This is a genomic window from Chryseobacterium sp. AG363, from assembly GCF_003610675.1.
GTDB classification, from domain to species: domain Bacteria; phylum Bacteroidota; class Bacteroidia; order Flavobacteriales; family Weeksellaceae; genus Chryseobacterium; species Chryseobacterium cucumeris.
On sequence record NZ_RAQF01000002.1, the window covers coordinates 1,402,812 to 1,423,804 of the forward strand.

Sequence of the window (20,993 nt, forward strand, 5' to 3'; positions counted from 1 at the left end):
AGTATTAGTGTGAAAGAGTTATTATAAAACTTTTTTCTGAATTCTTTCAATTTTTAAATATTTCAATCTTTTAATCAACCCTAATGTACAAATTATAGTCTGTTCCGGAAGGTTTAAGATGGTAAATTTTTTCCAGAATTTTATGATCACTTTTCAGATGATCTTTCACACGGAATTCTTTCAGAAGCTTATAATGAGTTTTATAGTACTCTGAATTGGCATTCTTTTCTTCGTATAAATTCTGATAAGAAAGAAGATATTTCGGTTTTCTGTTTTTTACCGTGTTGATCCAGTAATTGACCTTATCTTTTTTAATTTCCTCCTGAATCTGTTTATCAACCAATCCAACCTCATCAATCGTTTTTAATCCTGAAAAATAGGGCACATAACCTGCCGGCTCCAATAAAATCCACTGGTTTTTATCCTTCTCATATTGATTTAAAAATGTACCAATTGTTCTGCGGTAGTTCCACTCTCCGTTTCCTGTCGCAATACAGTGAACCGTCTGGAAGACAAGCATTGGGAAGATATAGAATATAACAAGCAATGACAGCCACAGGTTTCTCCTCTCTTTCTGTTCCAGTACAAAAATAAGAACGGGAACAAAAAGTAAAAGCTGCGGCACCCAATAATACCAGTCAAACAAGCTCTTCTGAGAAATGAAAATGATTTGTTTTGCCCATCCGAAAAGAAAAATCATCCACAAAAAGTAGTTTCTTTTTTCTCTTTGTCTGATCAGATAGATAAAGCAAAGCAATTCAAAAATCAACACTACAATCGTCATAGGATTGAAATCTCCCGGAACTTTCAGCATTCCCCAGAAGTTTCCGAAACTTTTAAAGAAATATCCGATATGCTGCTGAATCGTAAAATTTTCACTGTAAAGTAATTTTTTTGCAGTAATGGTATTGTTCACCAGTTCGCCAAAGTAGAACCAGTTGAAAGCAACCGTAGCTAAGACTCCAAGAGCTCCGCCAAAAATATAATTCCATCTGATTTTTCTGTTCCAGAATAGATCTACAAGAAATACAATTCCCAGGAAGATTACTGTATCAATCCTTGTAAACATAATTAAAACAGGAAGAAGGGTCACCACCCATTTTTTCCCTTTATGGAAACCATAATACAGCAATGCCATCTCCAGAAAAAACAGGATTCCATACTCCATTCCAAGGATTGAAATTTTAATGGATGGCGGCAAAATCCCGATCAGAAATATAAAAATTGCTTTATGCCATGGATTTTTTAAAACCAAATGAGACAGCCATAACGTTCCTACAGTAAACAGTAGAGAATTAAAAATCAAAAGGGGCTCAATAAAATTTTCTTTTCCAAAAATAAGATTGAAAATATAGGATACAAATACATACAGATGTGTGGTAGAAGCAGAAATCCTGGTATCTCCATTGAAGCCAATGACTCCGTAATCCAACAGATTCTGGGCAACCCTCCAGGTAATAAATGCATCTTCCTGAATGTAGTGCGTTAATAAAAAAAGAAGCTTAAAAAGAACCGTAGCAATGACGGCATAGATTGGGAATTTGCTATTTTGTGTTTCGGACATTATGTATTTTTACTTTCACAAATATAACCTTAATATTCATGATTGCCAATAATAAAAAAACGGAACCGAAGTTCCGTTTTAAAGTATTTTTATTTTGTCGCTTTGATAATCGCGTTGGTAATCTGACTTTCCTTTTCTTTTGAATACGTAGAATCATAAGGTTCCATGACATCAAATAAGTACTGATAGAATGGTGTGATCTGCTGAACATTTTCAGACTCTTTCATCGCCTTATCTCTTCCCATTTCCTGAAGATCTTTGATAAATACATTGAACTTCTTGTCAATCGGCTCTATGGATTTTACCAGATAAGCATATGCTTTTTCCTTCTGTCCGATCTTGGTATAAGCATCTGTTACCGCAGAAACCACAAGAGAATATTCCATGGGTTTTGTTCTCATCTGTCTTCTCAAATAGCTTTGATCTGCTTTAGAAAGACTTAAATAATAATCATACTCTTCAAAGATTCCTTTCTTAAGTACCTCAGCAAGCTGAAGACCTTTCTGCTCCTGACCTGCAATGATGTATCCTGAAACAATTGAACTTAAAGAACGAGGATCATTATATTTCTCTGCTGGAATTTCTTTCGCTGCAAGATCGAGAATTTCTAATGCTTTAGCTTTCTGTCCGCTTAACGCAAGGGCTGCCGCCGCTCTGCTTGCTGACATTCTGTAGCTGATGATATTGGAAGTTGCCGTTTCATCAAAGTGAGCATTTAAGTTTTTGAAGTTCCCCCATCTGAAGCTTTTCACTACATTATAAAGAGAATTGGCATCTACTCGTCCCATATCTCCATCAGCGCTCGGAGGTGTCTGGATAGGAATTAATCTGTAACTGAATCCGTCAAACTGAAGATAATCGTTCAGATAGAAAATATTCTCACTGTCGTAAATACCTCCTGACGAGAAGTTGATCGGACGCTTCCAGTCGAAGTTCGCTAAAAGATCCATCAAAATCAGGTTGTTCTTATAAAGCGTATTTCCTTTGTAAGTAATCATAATCTGATTGGCTACGTTTGGAAGATCTTCTTTGTTGATAATTCCTGCTTTTAAAGCATTTTCTTTATTAACAGGAAGGATGAATTTGTTTACCGGAAGGATATTGTATTTTTCAAATTTCTCTTCCCCGAAATACATTTTCAACAATTCGTCTTTTTCAGGAGATTTGAATTTAATGAATTCAATCGCCTGTTTCAAAGTTAAAGAATCCTGAGTAAGATATTTTCTGAAAGACTGGAATTCTGTTTCCGGAGCTCCCTGTTCTTTCAACATAGAGAAAACACCTTCCCAATCTTCCTTCTTCATCATATAGATCTGGTCGTTTACCCCATCTCTATAGTCGTCGTGTGTCAGCTGGCTAGGGATTCCCATTGCATTATACGTTCTTCTTTTGATCTGATCCAGATTCCATGGAGTTGAAGCAAGGGTAAAGTTAACTACCTTCACATCATCCCTGAACTGTTCTGTCTCCTGAATAGCCCAAACCGGGTAAGTATCGTTATCTCCGTAAACGAAAAGGATATCGTTTTTCGGTAATGATTTCAACACTGAATACGCATAGTCGTATGCAGTATATCTGTTGCTTCTGTCATGAACATTATAGTTCTGGAAGCCCATCATGAATGGTACTCCTAATAAAACCACTCCCAGAGCAATATTGGCCCCGTTTGATTTTATTTTAGATTGTAAGAACCAAAGAATAGCTCCGGCACCCAAACCGATCCAGATCGCAAATGCATAGAAAGAACCTACCATCGCATAATCTCTTTCTCTCGGTTCAAAAGGTTTTACCCCTGTATAGAAAACAATTCCTACACTTGTTAAAATAAATAAAGATAATAGTGCATAGAATCTTCCAAAGTCTCTGTTCAACTGGAAAAAGAACCCAATCAATCCTAGAATTAATGGAAGGAAGAAGAATTTTACTGTACTTTCATTCTTGAATTTAGCAGGCATTTTATCCTGATTTCCTACAGTAGCATTATCAATGAAAGGAATACCGGAAATCCAGTTTCCTTTTGTGCTTTCCATGTTTCCTTCAAGATCATTTTGTCTTCCTACGAAGTTCCACATCAGGTATCTTACAAAATAATATCCGTTCTGGAACGTAATAAAATAATCCATATTCTGAAGGAATGAAGGCTTCTGAACATTGATCAGGTTATAAGGTTTTACTTTCAGATAATCTGAAGCTGTAATGGATTTGTCTTCATATTTCGCTCTCAGTTCATCAAAAATCTGCTTTGCCTGTGGATTGTCTGCCACATCTTCATTCGCATAGTTGAATGTAAAATCAGGAGCACCATACATAGAAATATAGTTGGCCATTACATCCTTATCCTCATTAAACATTCTTGGCATTAAGCTTACCTGAGACTTGTTGAATACATAATTGAAACGGTCTCCGGTTTTTCTGTAGGTTCCGGTTTTTTCGTCTTTTTCGTAGATTTCTCCGGTTTTTTGTGTCTTAAAGCTTCCGTCTTCGTTTTTCTCAATTCCGTTAGCATCCAGAAATGCTGTATAGTTTTGTCCGTAGATTGTTGGCCAGTCACCATACTGCTCTCTGTTATAATAATCCAACATCCCGATTGCTGTATCCGGATCATTAAGGTTCATTGGCGGATTCGCATTGGCTCTGATAGGAATAACCATCCAGCAGGAGAATCCGATCATCATGAAAACTACAGATAATGCAGCCGTCTGGTAGATATTTCTTTTTGCTTTTTTTGCATATTTGATTAAGAAATAGCAGATCGCTACCATTAAAACAAATGCTGCAATTGTTCCGGAGTGGAAAGGAAGTCCAAGACCATTCACAAAGAAAATCTCAAGTCTTCCGAACATTGTCATAATTAGAGGGAAGATAATTTTGAAAACGATAATCAAAATTCCCAGTGTAATTAGGTTTGCCCAGATAAAGTTTTTCCAGGTAAACTTGTAATTTCTTGCATAGTATACCAGACATACGGCAGGAATTGCAAGCATACACATCATGTGCACTCCCACAGAAAGTCCTAGAACGAAGAAAATAAGAATAATCCATCTTTCACTGTCTCCCGCCTGATACTCATTCTCCCATTTGGTGATTAACCAGACCAAAAGCGCAATGAACATAGAAGCCATAGAGTAAACCTCTCCCTCTACTGCCGAAAACCAGAATGTATCTGAGAACGTAAAGCAAAGTGCTCCTACCGCTCCGGCAAATAAAATAGAGATTTCCTGATGTTTTGTAATTTCTTCAAAATCTTTGTTTAAAAGTCTTCTCACAAAATGAGTGATCGTCCAAAACAAAAATAAAATAGTCAGCGCACTGAACAATGCAGACATCGCGTTGATCACGATAGAATAGTTTTCGCCTTTCCCTAATGCAAAAATGGCTGCCACGGCACCCACTATCTGGAATAAAGCAGCTCCGGGAGCGTGCGTTACTTCAAGTTTTACTGCAGAAGAAATGTACTCGCCACAATCCCAAAAACTGAAATTGGGTTCTATGGTGGACAAGTACGTGAAGAAAGCAATAACGAAAATCACCCATCCTGAAACGGTGTTCCATTGCCTAAAAGTCCAATTTTTCATAGTATTAAATCAATTATGCGAAAATAAGGCTTTTATCTTATTTTATGCGGGTTTTAACAAAATTTAAAAATTTTGGCGCAGTATTTGCGATTATACTCGTGTCAAAACTGAAAATACTAAAATATTTTTTTACAAACTATGCCCTAGAAATCAAACAAAAGTTTAGTAATTATTTATTTTTTTGTATTTTTGCAGTCAGATTTTTATTGAAAATAACAAATAATGAGTAATGTTTACGATAATATTCTTGGCCTGATAGGACACACTCCGATGGTGAAGCTAAATACTGTGACAAAAGATATTCCAGCAACCATTTATGCCAAGTTAGAATCATATAATCCTGGACATTCCACCAAAGACCGAATCGCACTTCATATTATAGAAAACGCAGAGAAAAAAGGCCTTTTAAAGGAAGATTCTGTAGTTGTTGAAACTACTTCCGGTAACACCGGGTTTTCTATTGCGATGGTGTGTATCATTAAGGGATATAAATGTATTCTTGCAGTAAGTGATAAAACAAAACCTGAAAAAATTGCTTATCTGAAAGCATTGGGAGCCACGGTATATATATGCCCGGCCAATGTACCGGCAGATGATCCGAGATCATATTATGAAGTAGCTAAAAGAATCGCTCAGGAAACTCCTAATTCTATTTACATCAATCAATATTTTAACGAACTTAATATTGATGCACACTATCAGACAACAGGTCCCGAGATTTGGGAACAGACAGAAGGTAAGATCACTCACCTTTTCGCTTGTACAGGAACTGGTGGTACGCTATCCGGCTCTGCCAAATTCTTGAAGGAAAAAAATCCTGATATCAAAATTATTGGTGTTGATGCTGATGGTTCTATTCTAAAGAGCTATCACGAGACAGGAGAAATCCACAAAGAAGATGTACATCCTTATCAGATTGAAGGAATGGGTAAAAACCTGATCCCTTCTGCCCTGCTTTTTGACAAGGTAGATGAGTTTGTAAGGGTAAATGATGAAATGTCGGCGTACAGAACCCGTGAAATTGCTTTGAAAGAAGCTATTATGGGAGGTTATACTACCGGAGCTGTAACCCAGGGATTGATGCAGTATGCCCAGTCTCATGAACTTACAGAAAATGACGTAGTTGTTTTGATTTATCCTGACCACGGTTCCCGATACATCACTAAAGTATACAGTGACAAATGGATGGCAGAACAAGGATTTGTTAACAACTGTGTTCACAACTATGACGAAGTTTTCAAAACCGAGTTTATCAAATAAGAACGAATAAAATCACGATACAAATAAATAAAGCCTTTTGCGTATTCAGACAAAAAAGGCTTTATTACTTAAAAATTACGATACAATGTTGGATATTTTTGAAAGAATAAAAGAAAATCCAGGACCACTTGGACAATTTGCAGATTATGGTGAAGGGTATTTTATTTTCCCAAGATTAGAGGGACCTATCGGCCCGAGAATGCAATTTCAGGGGAGAGAAGTAATTTTCTGGAGTGCTAATGACTATTTAGGGCTGTGTAATCACCCTGAAGTAATAGAAGCGGATGCGAAAGCGGCTGCAGAATATGGAATGTTCTATCCAATGGGAGCAAGAGCAATGTCCGGAGAAACAGACCAGCATCTTCAGCTGGAAAGAGAATTGGCAGACTTCGTAAAAAAAGAATCAGCATATTTATTGAATTTCGGTTACCAGGGAATGGTTTCTACCATTGATGCTTTGGTAAGCAGAAATGATGTGATTGTTTATGATATGGATTCTCATGCCTGCATCGTGGATGGAGTAAGACTTCATTCCGGTAAAAGATTTACCTACAAGCATAATGATATGGCAAGTCTTGAGAAAAACCTTCAAAGAGCAACCAAGGTAGCTGAAGAAACAGGAGGAGGTATTCTTGTGATTACAGAAGGTGTTTTCGGGATGAGAGGACAACAAGGTAAAATCAAAGAGATCTGTGATCTTAAATCTAAATACCAGTTCAGACTTTTAGTAGATGATGCCCACGGTTTCGGAACTCTTGGTAAAACAGGTGCCGGTGTAGGTGAAGAGCAGGACTGTAACGATCAGATCGATGTCTATTTCTCTACATTTGCAAAATCAATGGCTGGTTTCGGAGCATTCCTTGCGGGTGACAAAGAAATCATCAGATATCTGAAATTCAACTTAAGATCACAAATCTTTGCAAAATCTCTTACGATGCCAATGGTAATCGGAGGATTAAAAAGACTGGAGCTATTGAGATCAAGACCTGAAATCAAAGCTAAACTTTGGGAGAATGTTTACAAACTACAGAACGGACTTACAGAAAGAGGATTCAATATTGGAGACACGAATACTTGTGTAACTCCGGTAATGATGCAGGGAACTCCTGTAGAGGCTACTCTATTGGTAAAAGATTTAAGAGAGAATTATGGTATCTTCACCTCTGTGGTGGTATATCCGGTCATTCCGAAGGGAATGATTCTTTTAAGGCTTATTCCTACCGCTTCTCATACCGATGCAGAGATCAATGAAACTCTGGCAGCGTTTGAAGCAATTCATGATAAGTTAGTAGGTGGCTACTACAAAGAGCAGGAACAAAAATTACTGCAGGAACAAGGATTAAGTTTTAAACCGATTTAATTCATAAAAATAAAAAAAGCCACTGATTGATTCAGTGGCTTTTTTGTTTAATAACTATAAAAGCAAATGAAACTTAGAGGTTACACGCTGGGAATTTTATCAGCCGTTTCATATGGTATGATTCCTATTTTTATCCTGCCTGTTAAGCAGGCACACTTTTCAATGGATATCACGCTGTTTTACAGATTTTTCTTTTCAGCTTTAATGGTGGGAGGATATTTGCTGTATTCCAAAGAAAGTTTTAAAATCAATAAAAAAGAAGCCCTAATTCTGGCCATCCTTGGAATCTGCTATGCCCTTTCTTCGGAGTTTCTGTTTTTAGGATATGATTTCCTCACGCCAGGAATTGCCTCTACCGTTTTATTTATTTACCCGATTATTGTAGCACTCATCATGCTTTTCTTTTACAAAGAGAGATTAACCAGACTATCGGGAGCATCATTACTTCTTGCTTTCGCTGGAGTCATTGTTTTATGTTTAAAAGGAAACGGACTGGAAATTAATTTTGCAGGATTGGGAATTGTAATGCTCAGCTCACTATTCTATGCATTATATATGGTCATTGTCAACAAATCGAATATCAAGGTTTCAGGATTTAAGCTTACGTTTTATTCTATGCTTTTCACCTCAATGTTCTTTATGACCAAAGCTTTGATGGCTAATGAATCTTTTGCTATTCCTTCAACAGAAATTTTTATTAACTTTCTTATTTTTGCATTTTTGACTACAGTTATTTCCAGCTTATGTTTGGTATTTGCTATTAAATATATAGGTTCTACTCCGGTTGCTATTTTAGGAGCTTTGGAACCTGTAGTCGCTGTATTAATCAGTGTCCTGATATTTCATGAAAAATTTACTCCTAATTTACTCATCGGGATTACTCTAATTCTTTTCGGAGTTACCTTGAATGTAATTGGGGATCAAAAGAAAATAGGCCATGTTTAACCCTTATAAATTATCATACAAAAGCCGGACTTCTTTATGAGTTCGGTTTTTGTATGAAATAATCTGATCTAGCAGCTCAGGAAATCATCGATAAAAAAATATTTGAAAAAATACATCTCTTTCTGGCGTAACATAATTTATCTGACTATATTGCATCAGTCTATTAACAGGTGTTTCCCCCACTGAATAGATAATGTATATACTTTTAAAAACCGATGAAAGAATTGCAAAAACTTACCAAAGACCAATTATACAAACAACTCAAAGAAAAATCAGAAAACCTATACAGCATTGCTCACGAAGCCCTGGAAAACAATTTCTTCAATGAAAGCGGCATAGATGAAGAAAGCCTTACTAAATTTTTCGAAATGCTGGACGATGAAACAGCAGAAAAGTTAAAGGACGCTTCCCTGTACATCAATAATGAAAACGATGCTCCTGAAATTGTTCTTATACAAAATGAAAGCAACACTTCTCTGGAACTGATTACTTCAGAAGATGAAGGGTATAAAATCATTCTTATCGATAGTGATCTTCACTTGTCGGAGAAACTTTTTGTGGAGGATTATATTGTCCTTATTGTTACCGGTAATATACAGGCGGAAAATATTATCATCAACGGTTCATTATATTGCTCCGGAAATGTGACCTCAAAAGTATTGTTTGGTGCTTCGGGGAATGATAATGAAACATACATCGGAGGAAGCATTATGACTTCTCTCATTGCAGAAAACGGACATTACACGGTGGCTGAAGGTAATATTTATTCCAGATACTTAATCAGTTTCCATAATGAAATAACAGGCAAGACCGGAAAGTTTATTGAAAATATAAGCCTTGAAAAACCTGGCGAAATCGGATTGCTGAAAGCTGAAATTCTTGATGTAGACGGATACTTTGACGAAGATGCTTTCTTAACATTTATTGACAGCAATTCTCCAGATGCTTTGTTTAATAAACCTTCTAATTTATTCTAAAATGCTTTGCTGCTTCCATGGATTGGAAATAAGAAGAATCAAAAAAATCGAATAGTAATAAATGCAATATCTCTAAAGACTTTTCTTCACTGTTTATAATCAGGGGAAAAAATTTTTTTCTAAAAAAACTTTGGAATAACTTTGCAAAAAATTTCTGTTGAAAGACCTGCTTCTTATTACTCCGCCGTTTACCCAACTTAATACTCCTTATCCTGCAACAGCTTATATAAAAGGATTTTTAAATACCAAGAATATTTCAAGCTATCAGGTAGATTTGGGGATTGATGTTATTTTGGAATTATTTTCAAAGGATGGAATTCAGAAGGTTTTCAGTAAAGAAATTGACCTTCATAGCACCTCTGAAAATTCTCAGAGAATCTATGCCTTAAGAGAAGAATATTTAAAAACAATAGATCAGGTCATTACTTTTTTACAGGATAAAACTCCTACATTAGCAAGACAGATCTGTAGCATGAACTTTCTTCCCGAAGCTTCCCGTTTCAACCAGCTGGATGATATGGAATTTGCTTTTGGAAATATGGGACTTCAGGATAAGGCCAAACATCTGGCAACTCTATACCTTGAAGATATTTCCGACTATATTGTGGAAAATATCGATTCCGATTTTGGTTTCAGCAGATATGCAGAACGCCTTGGAAAAAGTGCCAATTCTTTTGATGAATTATATTCGAAATTATCTGGTGAACCTACATTTATCGATGAGTTTACTTTAAAAATTCTTAAGGAAAAAATTGAAACTTTTCAGCCAAAGCTTGTTTGTTTTTCCATTCCGTTTCCTGGTAATTTGTATTCAGCATTCAAATGTGCCCAATGGATCAAAAAGCATTATCCTCACATTAAAATTGCGATGGGAGGAGGATTTCCCAATACAGAATTAAGAGAAGTTAAAGACCAGAGAGTATTTGAATTTTTTGATTTTATTACTTTAGATGACGGTGAGCTTCCATTGGAACTTCTTCACCAAAATTTAGAAATTACCGCCGGGGAAGGTGAATTTAAAAGAACTTTTCTTCTAGAAAATAATGAAGTTGTTTACAAGAATAATTCTAGAAGACACGACTTCAAACAGTCTGAAATAGGTACTCCTGATTATACAGATTTAAAACTGGATCAATATATTTCCGTTATCGAAATCGCCAATCCGATGCACAGTTTATGGAGCGACGGACGATGGAACAAACTGACGATGGCACACGGATGCTACTGGGGAAAATGTACATTCTGTGATATTTCTTTAGACTATATTAAAATCTACGAACCTATTTCTGCGAAAATTCTGGTAGACCGGATTGAAGAACTGATCCGTACAACCGGTGAGACAGGATTCCATTTTGTAGATGAAGCTGCTCCACCTGCCCTTATGAGAGAGGTTGCTCTGGAAATTCTCCGAAGAAATCTGGTGGTTACCTGGTGGACCAATATCCGTTTTGAAAAAAGCTTTACCCGTGATCTCTGTTATCTTCTGAAGCTTTCAGGATGCGTGGCTGTTTCCGGTGGACTTGAAGTAGCAAGTGACAGACTGCTGAAATTAATTGATAAAGGAGTTTCTGTGGAACAGGTTGCCAATGTAACAAGAAATTTTACAGAAGCAGGAATTATGGTTCATGCGTATCTGATGTATGGCTATCCTACCCAAACCATTCAGGAAACTGTAGACTCCCTTGAAATGGTAAGACAAATGTTTGAGATGGGAATTCTTCAAAGTGGATTCTGGCATCAGTTCGCAATGACTGCTCACTCACCCGTTGGAATGAGCCCGGAAGATTTTGGAGTAGTTCCGGTAAAACAAGAAATTTTGTTTGCTAATAATGATATTGACTTTAAAGATAAAACCGGAATCGATCACAATAAGTTCAGCTTCGGATTAAAAAAGTCTCTGTTCAATTATATGCATGGAGTCAATTTCGAACTGCCGCTTCAGGATTGGTTTGATTTTAAAATTCCAAGGACTACCATTCACCCGGATTATATTCATGACTGTCTTTTGGAAGATGGGCAGTTCAGTCTGAAAGCAAATTCAAAAGTTGTCTTTTTGACCAAAAATGTAATCGCTGAGAATCGCGTAAAAAATAAAAAGAAATATTCAGGTACGTATACGCTTCTTACATTCCACTTAAAAACCAATATTGTGAAGGTGGAACTGGAACAGGAAAAAGCAAAATGGCTGATGAATGTATTGGAAGAGAATGCTATTGAAAATTCTAAAAAACCTACAATTCAACAACTTAAAAATCAATTTGAAGAAAATTTTGATGATTTTGAGTTATTCTGGTTCTCAAAACCGATACAACAATTGAAGGAAAATGGGGTGATTTTAAGTTTATAAAAATTTCCACTTTTTTGTCAGGGATTTTTTAAAAAGACACAATTTTCTATGAATTGTTAATTTTCTATATGAATAAAACCTTTTTCTATTGAATGATCATCTCTCGCTGATTTGGATTTGAAAGGATAAGACATTCCATTTTCACATTCAGAAGAGATTAATCCAAATTTCTAGCTGCCATAAATAAACCGGCAAAATATTCCCCTCCTCCGGAGGGGTGGCAAAACATTCAAAGAATTTTTGACGGGGTGGTTTAGAGTTTTGGCTAAAGCCGGATGAATTTGATCCATAATAAAAAAACGGGCTAAAGCCCGTTCCTATTGATAAAATCTGTATTACATTAATTAGGGGTCTCTTTTGAAACAGTACCTACGTTTACTTTTTCCTGTATTTTGATAAAATTGGGATCCATAATTGCCATGCGCTCAGCCAGTGCTTTATAGGTCGGAAATTTCAGGATTGAAGCCCTTCCGGACATTTCTCTATAGATCGTAAAAGACTTACCTCCCGCTGTTTTCAGCTGTTTTGTTGTGGTGATATACCTTCCGATAAGTTTACTTTTAGCATCATAAATTTCAATATCAATAGGTGTTTTGTCCATAATGGTATCTTCCGAACCAAAACTTACCGGCAGATTGGTAAAATACCCCACCGGAACGCCATTACTAAGGATCTCTCCCACTTTATTGACCTCAATATTCATCTTGTCTATTTTTTTTCTGATCGCATAAGCATCTTTTGTCTTAGCGTCCAGCTTCCTTTTCGGGACATTTGAAAAAAGCTCATCCAGGTTTTTAACATTGATCCCTTTGGTATCAATAATTTTAAGATCTTTAACTGAAGTAAAGACTGCAGATTTTTCTTCTCCGGAAAATGCAGAAGGTGACGAGTAATCAATTTCGATGGTTTTGTCCCTGTTATATACTCTGTTGACAATGATATAACTGTCGCGAACAGAATCCACGATGCTTTTATCAATGAATTTAATCGTATACATCGGGGTCTCTTTAAGATCCATAAACGTATATTCGCTGGATTTGTTGGAGAGCTTAGCTACCGGAATACCGTCAAGATTAATAATTCCTCTTTTGGTTTTGATATTCTGGGCATGGAGGAAAATACCCAGAACTGTAAATAATATGATTATGCCTCTCTTCATACAATCAGACTTTTACAAATAAAAAAAGTGTAACACAAAGTTACACTTTCTTGAAAATATATTTAGCTTTTCATTTAATTATTCACAAAGGATAATTCCTTTATTATGATTAAATTCTACAACACCGCTTTTGATAGCATAAGCAAAAACAGAGTCTTTTCCGGCTTCTTTAGTGAAATTTTTAGCATAAGCCTCATCAATAGAGTTAGCAAAAAGCTTTACATCACCTCCGATTAAAGAAGAAACAATTCCTGCGTGGTTTTTCATGATGTGAAATTCACCATTTTTTCCAGGCAACAATACTGAGTCTACTTCTCCTTCAAAAACTACGTATTCTGGTGTTAAAATTTTTATATTCATTTTAATTTAGATTTGAAGATTTCAGATTTCAGATTTCAGACAACCTTAAAGTCTCATGTCTGGTATCTGTAATCTTTATGTCTAATTATTAAGCGTTTTCAGCTAACATTTTTTGTCCTGCTTCGATAGCTTCTTCGATAGTTCCTTTCAGGTTGAAAGCTGCTTCTGGTAAGTGATCTAACTCACCATCCATAATCATGTTGAATCCTTTGATCGTATCTTTGATGTCTACCAATGATCCTGGGATACCTGTAAACTGCTCTGCTACGTGGAAAGGTTGAGATAAGAATCTCTGAACTTTTCTTGCACGGTATACAACAGCTTTATCTTCTTCAGAAAGTTCTTCCATACCAAGGATTGCGATGATATCCTGAAGTGCTTTATATCTTTGAAGGATTTCTTTTACTCTTTGAGCACAGTTGTAGTGATCGTGACCGATAACTTCAGGAGCAAGGATTCTTGAAGTAGAAGCAAGTGGATCTACCGCCGGATAGATACCTAATGAAGCAATCTTTCTGTCAAGTACCGTAGTTGCATCCAAGTGAGCAAACGTAGTTGCAGGAGCCGGGTCAGTTAAGTCATCCGCAGGCACGTATACCGCTTGTACTGAAGTAATTGAACCATTTTTCGTTGAAGTAATTCTTTCCTGCATCGCACCCATTTCAGAAGCTAGCGTTGGTTGGTAACCTACTGCTGATGGCATACGACCAAGAAGTGCAGATACCTCAGAACCAGCCTGTGTAAAACGGAAGATGTTGTCTACGAAGAAAAGTACGTCTCTACCTTGTCCGCTTTCTCCACCGTCTCTGTAGTACTCAGCCAATGTAAGACCAGAAAGTGCTACTCTCGCTCTTGCACCTGGCGGCTCGTTCATCTGTCCGAAAACGAATGCTGCTTTTGAATCTTTCATAGCTTCTAAGTCTACTTTAGAAAGATCCCAACCTCCGTTTTCCATAGTGTGCATGAAATCATCACCATACTTGATAATACCTGATTCCAACATCTCTCTCAAAAGGTCATTTCCTTCTCTCGTTCTTTCACCTACTCCGGCGAAAACAGAAAGACCTCCGTGTCCTTTTGCAATATTGTTAATCAACTCCTGAATCAATACTGTTTTACCTACACCGGCACCACCGAACAATCCAATTTTACCTCCTTTTGCATAAGGCTCAACTAGGTCGATTACTTTAATACCTGTAAATAAAACTTCTGCTGAAGTTGATAATTGATCAAATTTTGGAGCTGGTCTGTGAATTGGAAGACCACCATCCTTAGAAATATCTTGAAGTCCATCGATAGCATCACCAACAACGTTGAATAGTCTTCCGTTTACTGCCTCTCCGATAGGCATCATAATAGGATTTCCGTATCCAATTACGTCTTGCCCTCTTTTAAGACCGTCAGTAGCGTCCATTGCGATACATCTTACTGTATCTTCGCCAATATGTTGTTCTACCTCTAAAACTACTTTTTCACCGTTTTCTTTTGTAATTTCTAACGCGTCATAGATTGCTGGAACAGCTTCCACATCTGTGAAGACAACGTCGATTACCGGACCAATAATTTGAGAAATTTTACCTTTAATTTGGTTTGCCATTGCTAAATTTTTTCTTGGTGCAAATATAGTGATTCTTCATAAACCCGCAATTGGTAAAAAAAAGATTTTTATCATGCTTTTGAAGAGATGGATGAGTTTGTCATTTACTATGTAAAATTCAATATTTATCATTATATTTAACAGCAAATTGGCAATTCACTAAATTGTTATTATTATAGTATTATATAATGTAGGATTTTTTTTCAAAATTTTTCATTTTCAAATTTTCAGATTCCCTCCGTTACATTAAAAATAAAGGTTTTATATTTGCAATCAAAATTTTTCCGTTTTGAAAGTTTTCAAGAATTTTACAGATTACTCCTCACAGAAGCCTTTAGCATTGTCTTTAGGAATGTTTGACGGGGTACATCTAGGGCACAAGAGTATTATCGATGAGCTGACTAAAATAGGTACAGAAAATAATCTGGAAACAGCAATTCTTACGTTCTGGCCTCATCCAAGATTTGTTTTTAATCCTAATGAAGATTTAAAGCTTCTCAATACACTGGAAGAAAAGAAACAGCTGGTTGAAAAATATGGCATTGATAATTTGTTCCTGAAAGAATTTGATGAAGAATTCAGAAATCTGACCGGAGAAGAGTTTGTACGTCAGATTTTAATTGACAAACTTAATGTAAAGTACCTTATTATAGGATACGATCATTCCTTCGGAAAAAATAAAAGCGGAAATTTTGAGCTTCTCCAGAAATTATCAAAAGAACTTGATTTTGAGGTAGAACAGATGGAAGCAATTAATATTCATGAAAATAATATCAGTTCCACTAAAGTACGTAATGCTCTATTAACAGGTAATGTTAAGGAAGCTAACGAAATGCTGGGATACTCCTACTCTGTTTCCGGAACTGTAGTTCATGGGAAAAAGATTGGAAGAACAATCGGATATCCGACAGCAAATATTGATACTGAATCAATCAAGCTATTGCCTAAAAAGGGAGCTTATATTGTAGAAGTATTTGTAAAGGGCAACCAATATAAAGGAATGCTGAGCATCGGAACCAATCCAACGGTAAACGGTGAAAAACTAACTGTGGAAGTTTATATCCTTGATTTTGATGATGACATTTATGATGAAAAGATTACGGTAAGTTTCAGGGATTTTCTTCATGATGAAATCAAATTTGAAGGTCTGGACAAATTGATTGAAAGACTGGATGAGGATAAAAGAATAACAGAAAAATTTGATTTTTAAATATAGAGAAAGGCTATTCGGTGGGAATAGCCTTTTTGTTTATTTTAATACTTTTAAGTAGATTTTCTGGGTTTCATTATTCAGTTTCACATTCGGGAACTGTTTGTCGTAATCAATAAAGATATCTCCTTTTTGATCTGCTTTTCCGTTTCCATCAGAATCCCAGCTTATGGTTACATAATATTTTGCAGGACCGGCAGGTTTTGGATTGATCTTGCTTCCGGCATCTTCAGGTATTGGCAGATTGATGGTGAAGGGTATTGATTTCTGTTCATATTCCTGTTCTGTAATTAAAGTAGCAGGAGCATCAGCCAGTTTTTCGTCCATTCCACATAAACTCACTTTGAGCCGTGCATTTTTAATGGTAAATGCATCTGTTCCTGAAAATTCTAATTTAAGAGTTTCGGGATATTTTTCAGAGGCTGATACAGCAGAAGTGTTTTTTTCTGTAGTGTTCTTATTTACCGGCTTGGTGCAGCCTGACAGCATCAATGTTCCGGCTGCTGCGAATAATAAAAGGTGATTTCTCATTTGTTATTTATTTTATTAATGTCAAATATATTATTTCACCAGTAATAGATAACAAATCCCGTACCTCAATTTATTTGATGTACTATAATGAATTGACTTCATTCTGTGCTTTTTTAGTCAGGGATTTGAAAACCAGCTCGTAGGATTGATCAATGAGTTTAAAGATCAGATCTCTTTTCAATCCATCTACTGCTACGGAATTCCAGTGGGTTTTGTTCATATGATAAGCACCTGTGATCTGCGGATATTGCTCACGAAGCTCTGCGCTCCATTCAGGATCTGTTTTTACATTAATGGCCAACGGCTGTCTCTCAAGCCCCATTAGTAAAAACATTTTGGTGTCTACTTTCATCACGAGAGTTTCGTTATCAAACGGAAAGCTTTCTGTAACTCCTTTTTTGGCCAGGCAGTAATCTAAAATATCGTTGGCATCCATGTTCAATATAAGTAATAAGTGATAAGTAATAGGTAATGATCAAATTAATTCTTTAATCTTTAATTCAAATTTAGTAAATTTAAGAAAGAAATAATCTTACAAAACCGCAATTATTATGAAAGCTCTTGTAATAGGTGCTACAGGTGCCACAGGAAAAGATCTTGTCAATCAGTTACTGAATGACAAAGAGTTTGATGAAGTGGATATTTTCGTCAGAAAACCTATTGATATTCAGAATGATAAGCTGAAAGTTCATGTGGTGAATTTTGAAAAACCGGAGGAATGGAAAGAGATGGTGAAGGGAGATGTGGCGTTTTCATGTCTGGGAACTACTTTAAAAGATGCCGGAAGTAAAGAAGCCCAGAAGAAAGTAGACTTTGATTATCAGTATGAATTTGCGAAAGCTGCAAAAGAGAATGAAGTGGAAGATTATATTCTGGTATCGGCTTACGGAGCGAACCCACAGTCTAAAATTTTCTATTCTAAAATGAAGGGGGAACTGGAAGAAGCTGTAAAACAATTGCATTTCAATAAGATCACTATTTTTAAACCGGGAATGCTTGAACGCAAAGATTCTGAAAGAACCGGAGAAGTATTGGGAAGCCGCATCATTAAATTTGCGAATAAACTTGGGTTGTTAGAAAGTCAAAAACCTCTGCCAACAGATATTTTAGCAAAGGCAATGATCAATTCTTCAAAAATAAAAAGTAATGGCTACTCCAGTATCAAACTGGGGAATATTTTCTGTTTTGCAGAGAAGACTAATGAATGATTGATTGAAATACGGGGTTCGGGATGCGAGGTGATTGGGTTCGGGTTAAAGATGAAGTTCTCATTATTAATTCCCTAACCCCTAAATGCTTCTACCTTTTATCTATTCCCTATTTTGTGGTTTTGCTGCCCATTTTCTGTCCTAATTTTTCATATTCAATGTCATTAGGCTCCCAAAGCTCTATTTTATTGCCTTCAATATCCATAATGTGGACAAATTTTCCATATTCATAAGTCTCAATCTTATCTACAACGGTTACATTTTCCTTCTTTAGTTGTTCCACCAGTTTTTCAAGATTATCAACTCTGTAATTGATCATGAAATCTTTCTCGGACGGTAGGAAATACTTCGTTTTTTCACCGAAAGGACTCCACTGGCTGAATCCTTTTTTAGAGTTATCAGCGCCTTGAAACCACTCAAATACAGCTCCATATTCATTGGTACTAAGCCCTAGATGATTTTCATACCATTCTCTCATTTTCTTAGTGTCCTTACATTTAAAAAAGATTCCACCAATACCGGTAACTCTTTTCATCTCATTGGGTTTGTTTTCTGTAACAGCTTTAAAAGCGAAGCCTAACATAAAAGAAGCCAGGATACAAAGGGTAAAAATTACTTTTTTCATAGGAAACGGTTTATTAGTTAAAAATAAAAAAAGCGGATGTAAAACACCCACTTGTAAAAATATAGTTTTTATCTTTATTTCAGATACTTTGTAATAGCCACATCCGTGGGATTTGTAGTGCTTACAAAGGTGTCAATCAATTTTCCGTTTTCATCTACAAGAAATTTCGTAAAATTCCAAAGGATGCTTGTATTCTTTACTCCGTTAAGTTCCTTCTCTGTTAAAAATTTAAAGATAGGTGCTGTATCATCGCCTTTTACAGAAACTTTAGCAGCCATCGGGAATGTTACTCCGTAATTTTTCTGGCAGAAAGCCCCAATTTCAGTGTTGGTTCCAGGTTCCTGTCCTCCAAAATTATTAGCAGGAAACCCTATCACTACCAATTTATCTTTATATTGTTCATATACCTTTTCAAGATCTGCGTACTGTGGAGTAAATCCACATTCTGAAGCCGTATTGACAATCAGGATTTTTTTTCCTTTAAAATCTGCAAAATTGATTTCTTTGCCATCAAGACCTTCTACTTTGAAGTCATATATTGTTTTTCCCATAAGTTCTGTGGTTTTAGCTTTAGAAATTTCACTTTTTTGGTTGGTGCAGCTTTGCAGAAATGCCATGAAAGAAAGCAGCAGTAAGAAAATCTTTTTCATGTCTTATAATTTTATGCAGAGAACTGCAATTGAATTAAAATTTAAAAATATTAGCCGGAAAAACTTTATTGATGTCTATTCTGTTTAATAACATCACATAATCTCCGTCTTTTTTAGCACTTGAAGACTCAATTCTGAAAGGCATGATTAGGTTTCCAACTTTTTTAAAATCAGAATAGATCAATGTTTCATCTTTTTTCACTTCTTTGATCAGCATATAAGTTTTTGTATCAAAATAATACATATTCTTATTCACATTCTTGGTAAGTTCTACCTTATGACAATAGATCTCTCCTACTTTTTCTTTTCCAAGGTATTTGGCATCAAATCCTTTATTTTCCCAATCAATGAAATCATTATCGAAACTTTCCGGCACATATTCAGGATATTCCTGAAGTTTATTGGCAGCATAATTCATTGCATACCCTTTGGTACCATCAAAACCTTCAATTGCAGTTTCTTTTCCTCCGGTCGTAATCAATGTTTTAGTAAGATTTGGACGTTGCTGAAAAATTCTTATCGGATATTCATCTTTAATTCCCAGGATTACTTTTCCCTGAAGCAATACCGAGTTTAATAATTTCCAATTGGTTAACCCTCCGGATAATTCAATGTTTTTGTCAATAATTTCCTTTGCGGTCTGTCCGAATATCACATGCGAAAATATCAGTCCAAATACTAATAATAACTTCTTCATTAATTTTATTTATAAATTCAAATATAGGGGGATTTATGTAAAATTGCAAAAACGCAAAACAACTAAAAGGCCGATTTGTTTTGCTGATTCTTCTGATTTTAAATTAATTTTCGGGCTTTTTCCAGATCTTCCGGCGTATCAATGCCTACTCCAACGAAATTGGTTTCTATCATTTTGATTTTCATTCCGTATTCAAGATAACGGATGCATTCAATCTTTTCTGATATTTCCAATGGTTTCATAGCCAGTTTTGAAAACTGCAACAGCGCTTCTTTTCTGAAAGCATATACTCCAATATGTTTAAAATAGCTTACATCAAAGGAAACTTCTCTGTGAAAAGGAATTACAGAACGACTGAAATATAAAGCAAAACCATTGTTATCAGTAATTACTTTTACGTTATTCGGATTTTCAATTTCTTCTTTTTCGCGCAGCTGTATTTTTAAAGAAGCTAAAGATATTTCCTGTTGATTATCATTTCTGAAAACTTCAATCAGCTGACGTAAAGGTTCTAACTTAAGGAAAGGCTCATCTCCCTGAACATTGATGACAATATCACACTCTATATTCTGTACTGCTTCAGCAATACGGTCGCTTCCAGTCTCATGTTGTCCCGTCATGACGGCTTTTCCTCCGTTTTTTACGATTTCATCAAGAATAATTTCAGAGTCTGTGGCGACAAATACTTCATCAAACAGTCCGGTTTCCACTACATTCTGATAGGTTGTAGTAATCACGGTTTTTTCTCCTAAAATCTGCATTAATTTCCCTGGAAAACGGCTTGCTTCGTAACGTGCAGGGATAACAGCGATTATTTTCATTCAATACAATATTAAGTAATTCTTTTTAAATCAGGAGGTTTCATCCCAACACTTATAAAAGTCCGGATACACCTTTTATCCTGAGACCAAATGTAGTGAAAAGTATC

Annotated in this window: 18 protein-coding genes; 7 read left to right on the forward strand and 11 right to left on the reverse strand. The window is 35.9% G+C overall.

Features of this window, described 5'->3' with window-relative positions:
* Positions 1-70: 70 nt before the first annotated feature.
* Entirely contained in the window at positions 71-1,564 is a 1,494-nt protein-coding gene (locus tag DEU39_RS06230) for a hypothetical protein (protein WP_120231323.1), read from the reverse strand.
* An 89-nt stretch (positions 1,565-1,653) separates the two neighbouring features.
* A complete protein-coding gene (locus DEU39_RS06235) occupies positions 1,654-5,139 on the reverse strand; it encodes a DUF2723 domain-containing protein (RefSeq protein ID WP_062674869.1) in 3,486 nt (1,161 codons plus the stop codon).
* Positions 5,140-5,361: 222 nt separating this feature from the next.
* Between DEU39_RS06235 and DEU39_RS06245 the strand changes: the two genes are divergently transcribed.
* The 5 genes from DEU39_RS06245 (at position 5,362) to DEU39_RS06265 (ending at position 12,028) form a co-directional block, all read left to right on the forward strand.
* Positions 5,362-6,399, forward strand: coding sequence for a PLP-dependent cysteine synthase family protein (locus DEU39_RS06245; RefSeq protein ID WP_062674872.1), 1,038 nt, complete (start codon positions 5,362-5,364; stop codon positions 6,397-6,399).
* A gap of 88 nt (positions 6,400-6,487) precedes the next feature.
* Positions 6,488-7,759 (forward strand): aminotransferase class I/II-fold pyridoxal phosphate-dependent enzyme, encoded by a 1,272-nt coding sequence (locus DEU39_RS06250; protein WP_174525202.1) that lies wholly within the window; start codon positions 6,488-6,490, stop codon positions 7,757-7,759.
* Positions 7,760-7,825: 66 nt separating this feature from the next.
* Positions 7,826-8,704, forward strand: coding sequence for a DMT family transporter (locus DEU39_RS06255; RefSeq protein WP_120231324.1), 879 nt, complete (start codon positions 7,826-7,828; stop codon positions 8,702-8,704).
* Between the two features lie 215 nt (positions 8,705-8,919).
* Positions 8,920-9,681 (forward strand): hypothetical protein, encoded by a 762-nt coding sequence (locus DEU39_RS06260; RefSeq protein WP_120231325.1) that lies wholly within the window; start codon positions 8,920-8,922, stop codon positions 9,679-9,681.
* A gap of 157 nt (positions 9,682-9,838) precedes the next feature.
* A complete protein-coding gene (locus tag DEU39_RS06265) occupies positions 9,839-12,028 on the forward strand; it encodes a B12-binding domain-containing radical SAM protein (protein WP_120231326.1) in 2,190 nt (729 codons plus the stop codon).
* Between the two features lie 340 nt (positions 12,029-12,368).
* Here DEU39_RS06265 and DEU39_RS06270 read toward each other — a convergent pair whose 3' ends face one another.
* The 3 genes from DEU39_RS06270 to atpD all read right to left on the reverse strand — a co-directional run bounded on the left by DEU39_RS06270 (position 12,369) and on the right by atpD (position 15,144).
* The gene (locus tag DEU39_RS06270) at positions 12,369-13,187 is read right to left on the reverse strand and encodes a hypothetical protein (protein ID WP_120231327.1); all 819 of its coding nucleotides are present in this window, start codon (positions 13,185-13,187) and stop codon (positions 12,369-12,371) included.
* Positions 13,188-13,265: 78 nt separating this feature from the next.
* Positions 13,266-13,547, reverse strand: coding sequence for a FoF1 ATP synthase subunit delta/epsilon (locus tag DEU39_RS06275; protein ID WP_062674884.1), 282 nt, complete (start codon positions 13,545-13,547; stop codon positions 13,266-13,268).
* An 88-nt stretch (positions 13,548-13,635) separates the two neighbouring features.
* A complete protein-coding gene (gene atpD / locus DEU39_RS06280; protein WP_120231328.1) occupies positions 13,636-15,144 on the reverse strand; it encodes a F0F1 ATP synthase subunit beta in 1,509 nt (502 codons plus the stop codon).
* 289 nt (positions 15,145-15,433) lie between these two features.
* Here atpD and DEU39_RS06285 point away from each other — a divergent pair, with 289 nt between their 5' ends.
* Positions 15,434-16,354, forward strand: a complete 921-nt coding sequence (locus DEU39_RS06285; protein ID WP_062674889.1) for a bifunctional riboflavin kinase/FAD synthetase — start codon at positions 15,434-15,436, stop codon at positions 16,352-16,354.
* A 39-nt stretch (positions 16,355-16,393) separates the two neighbouring features.
* On the opposite strand, the gene DEU39_RS06290 is transcribed toward DEU39_RS06285, so the two are convergent.
* Together DEU39_RS06290 and DEU39_RS06295 are read right to left on the reverse strand one after the other, a co-directional pair.
* A complete protein-coding gene (locus DEU39_RS06290; RefSeq protein ID WP_228436674.1) occupies positions 16,394-16,885 on the reverse strand; it encodes a hypothetical protein in 492 nt (163 codons plus the stop codon).
* Positions 16,886-16,967: 82 nt separating this feature from the next.
* Positions 16,968-17,321, reverse strand: coding sequence for an MmcQ/YjbR family DNA-binding protein (locus DEU39_RS06295; RefSeq protein WP_062674894.1), 354 nt, complete (start codon positions 17,319-17,321; stop codon positions 16,968-16,970).
* Between the two features lie 115 nt (positions 17,322-17,436).
* On the opposite strand from DEU39_RS06295, the gene DEU39_RS06300 reads away from it, so the two are divergent.
* Complete coding sequence (locus DEU39_RS06300; RefSeq protein WP_120231329.1) at positions 17,437-18,093, forward strand: NAD(P)H-binding protein; 657 nt, start codon at positions 17,437-17,439, stop codon at positions 18,091-18,093.
* A gap of 109 nt (positions 18,094-18,202) precedes the next feature.
* On the opposite strand, the gene DEU39_RS06305 is transcribed toward DEU39_RS06300, so the two are convergent.
* The 4 genes from DEU39_RS06305 to kdsB form a co-directional block, all read right to left on the reverse strand.
* Positions 18,203-18,718: a VOC family protein gene (locus tag DEU39_RS06305; protein WP_317041204.1), complete on the reverse strand. Its 516-nt coding sequence runs from the start codon at positions 18,716-18,718 to the stop codon at positions 18,203-18,205.
* Positions 18,719-18,792: 74 nt separating this feature from the next.
* Positions 18,793-19,368, reverse strand: coding sequence for a glutathione peroxidase (locus DEU39_RS06310; RefSeq protein ID WP_062674898.1), 576 nt, complete (start codon positions 19,366-19,368; stop codon positions 18,793-18,795).
* A 34-nt stretch (positions 19,369-19,402) separates the two neighbouring features.
* Entirely contained in the window at positions 19,403-20,065 is a 663-nt protein-coding gene (locus DEU39_RS06315; protein ID WP_062674900.1) for a hypothetical protein, read from the reverse strand.
* Between the two features lie 98 nt (positions 20,066-20,163).
* A complete protein-coding gene (gene kdsB, locus DEU39_RS06320; protein WP_062674902.1) occupies positions 20,164-20,886 on the reverse strand; it encodes a 3-deoxy-manno-octulosonate cytidylyltransferase in 723 nt (240 codons plus the stop codon).
* Between the last annotated feature and the right edge of the window lie 107 nt (positions 20,887-20,993).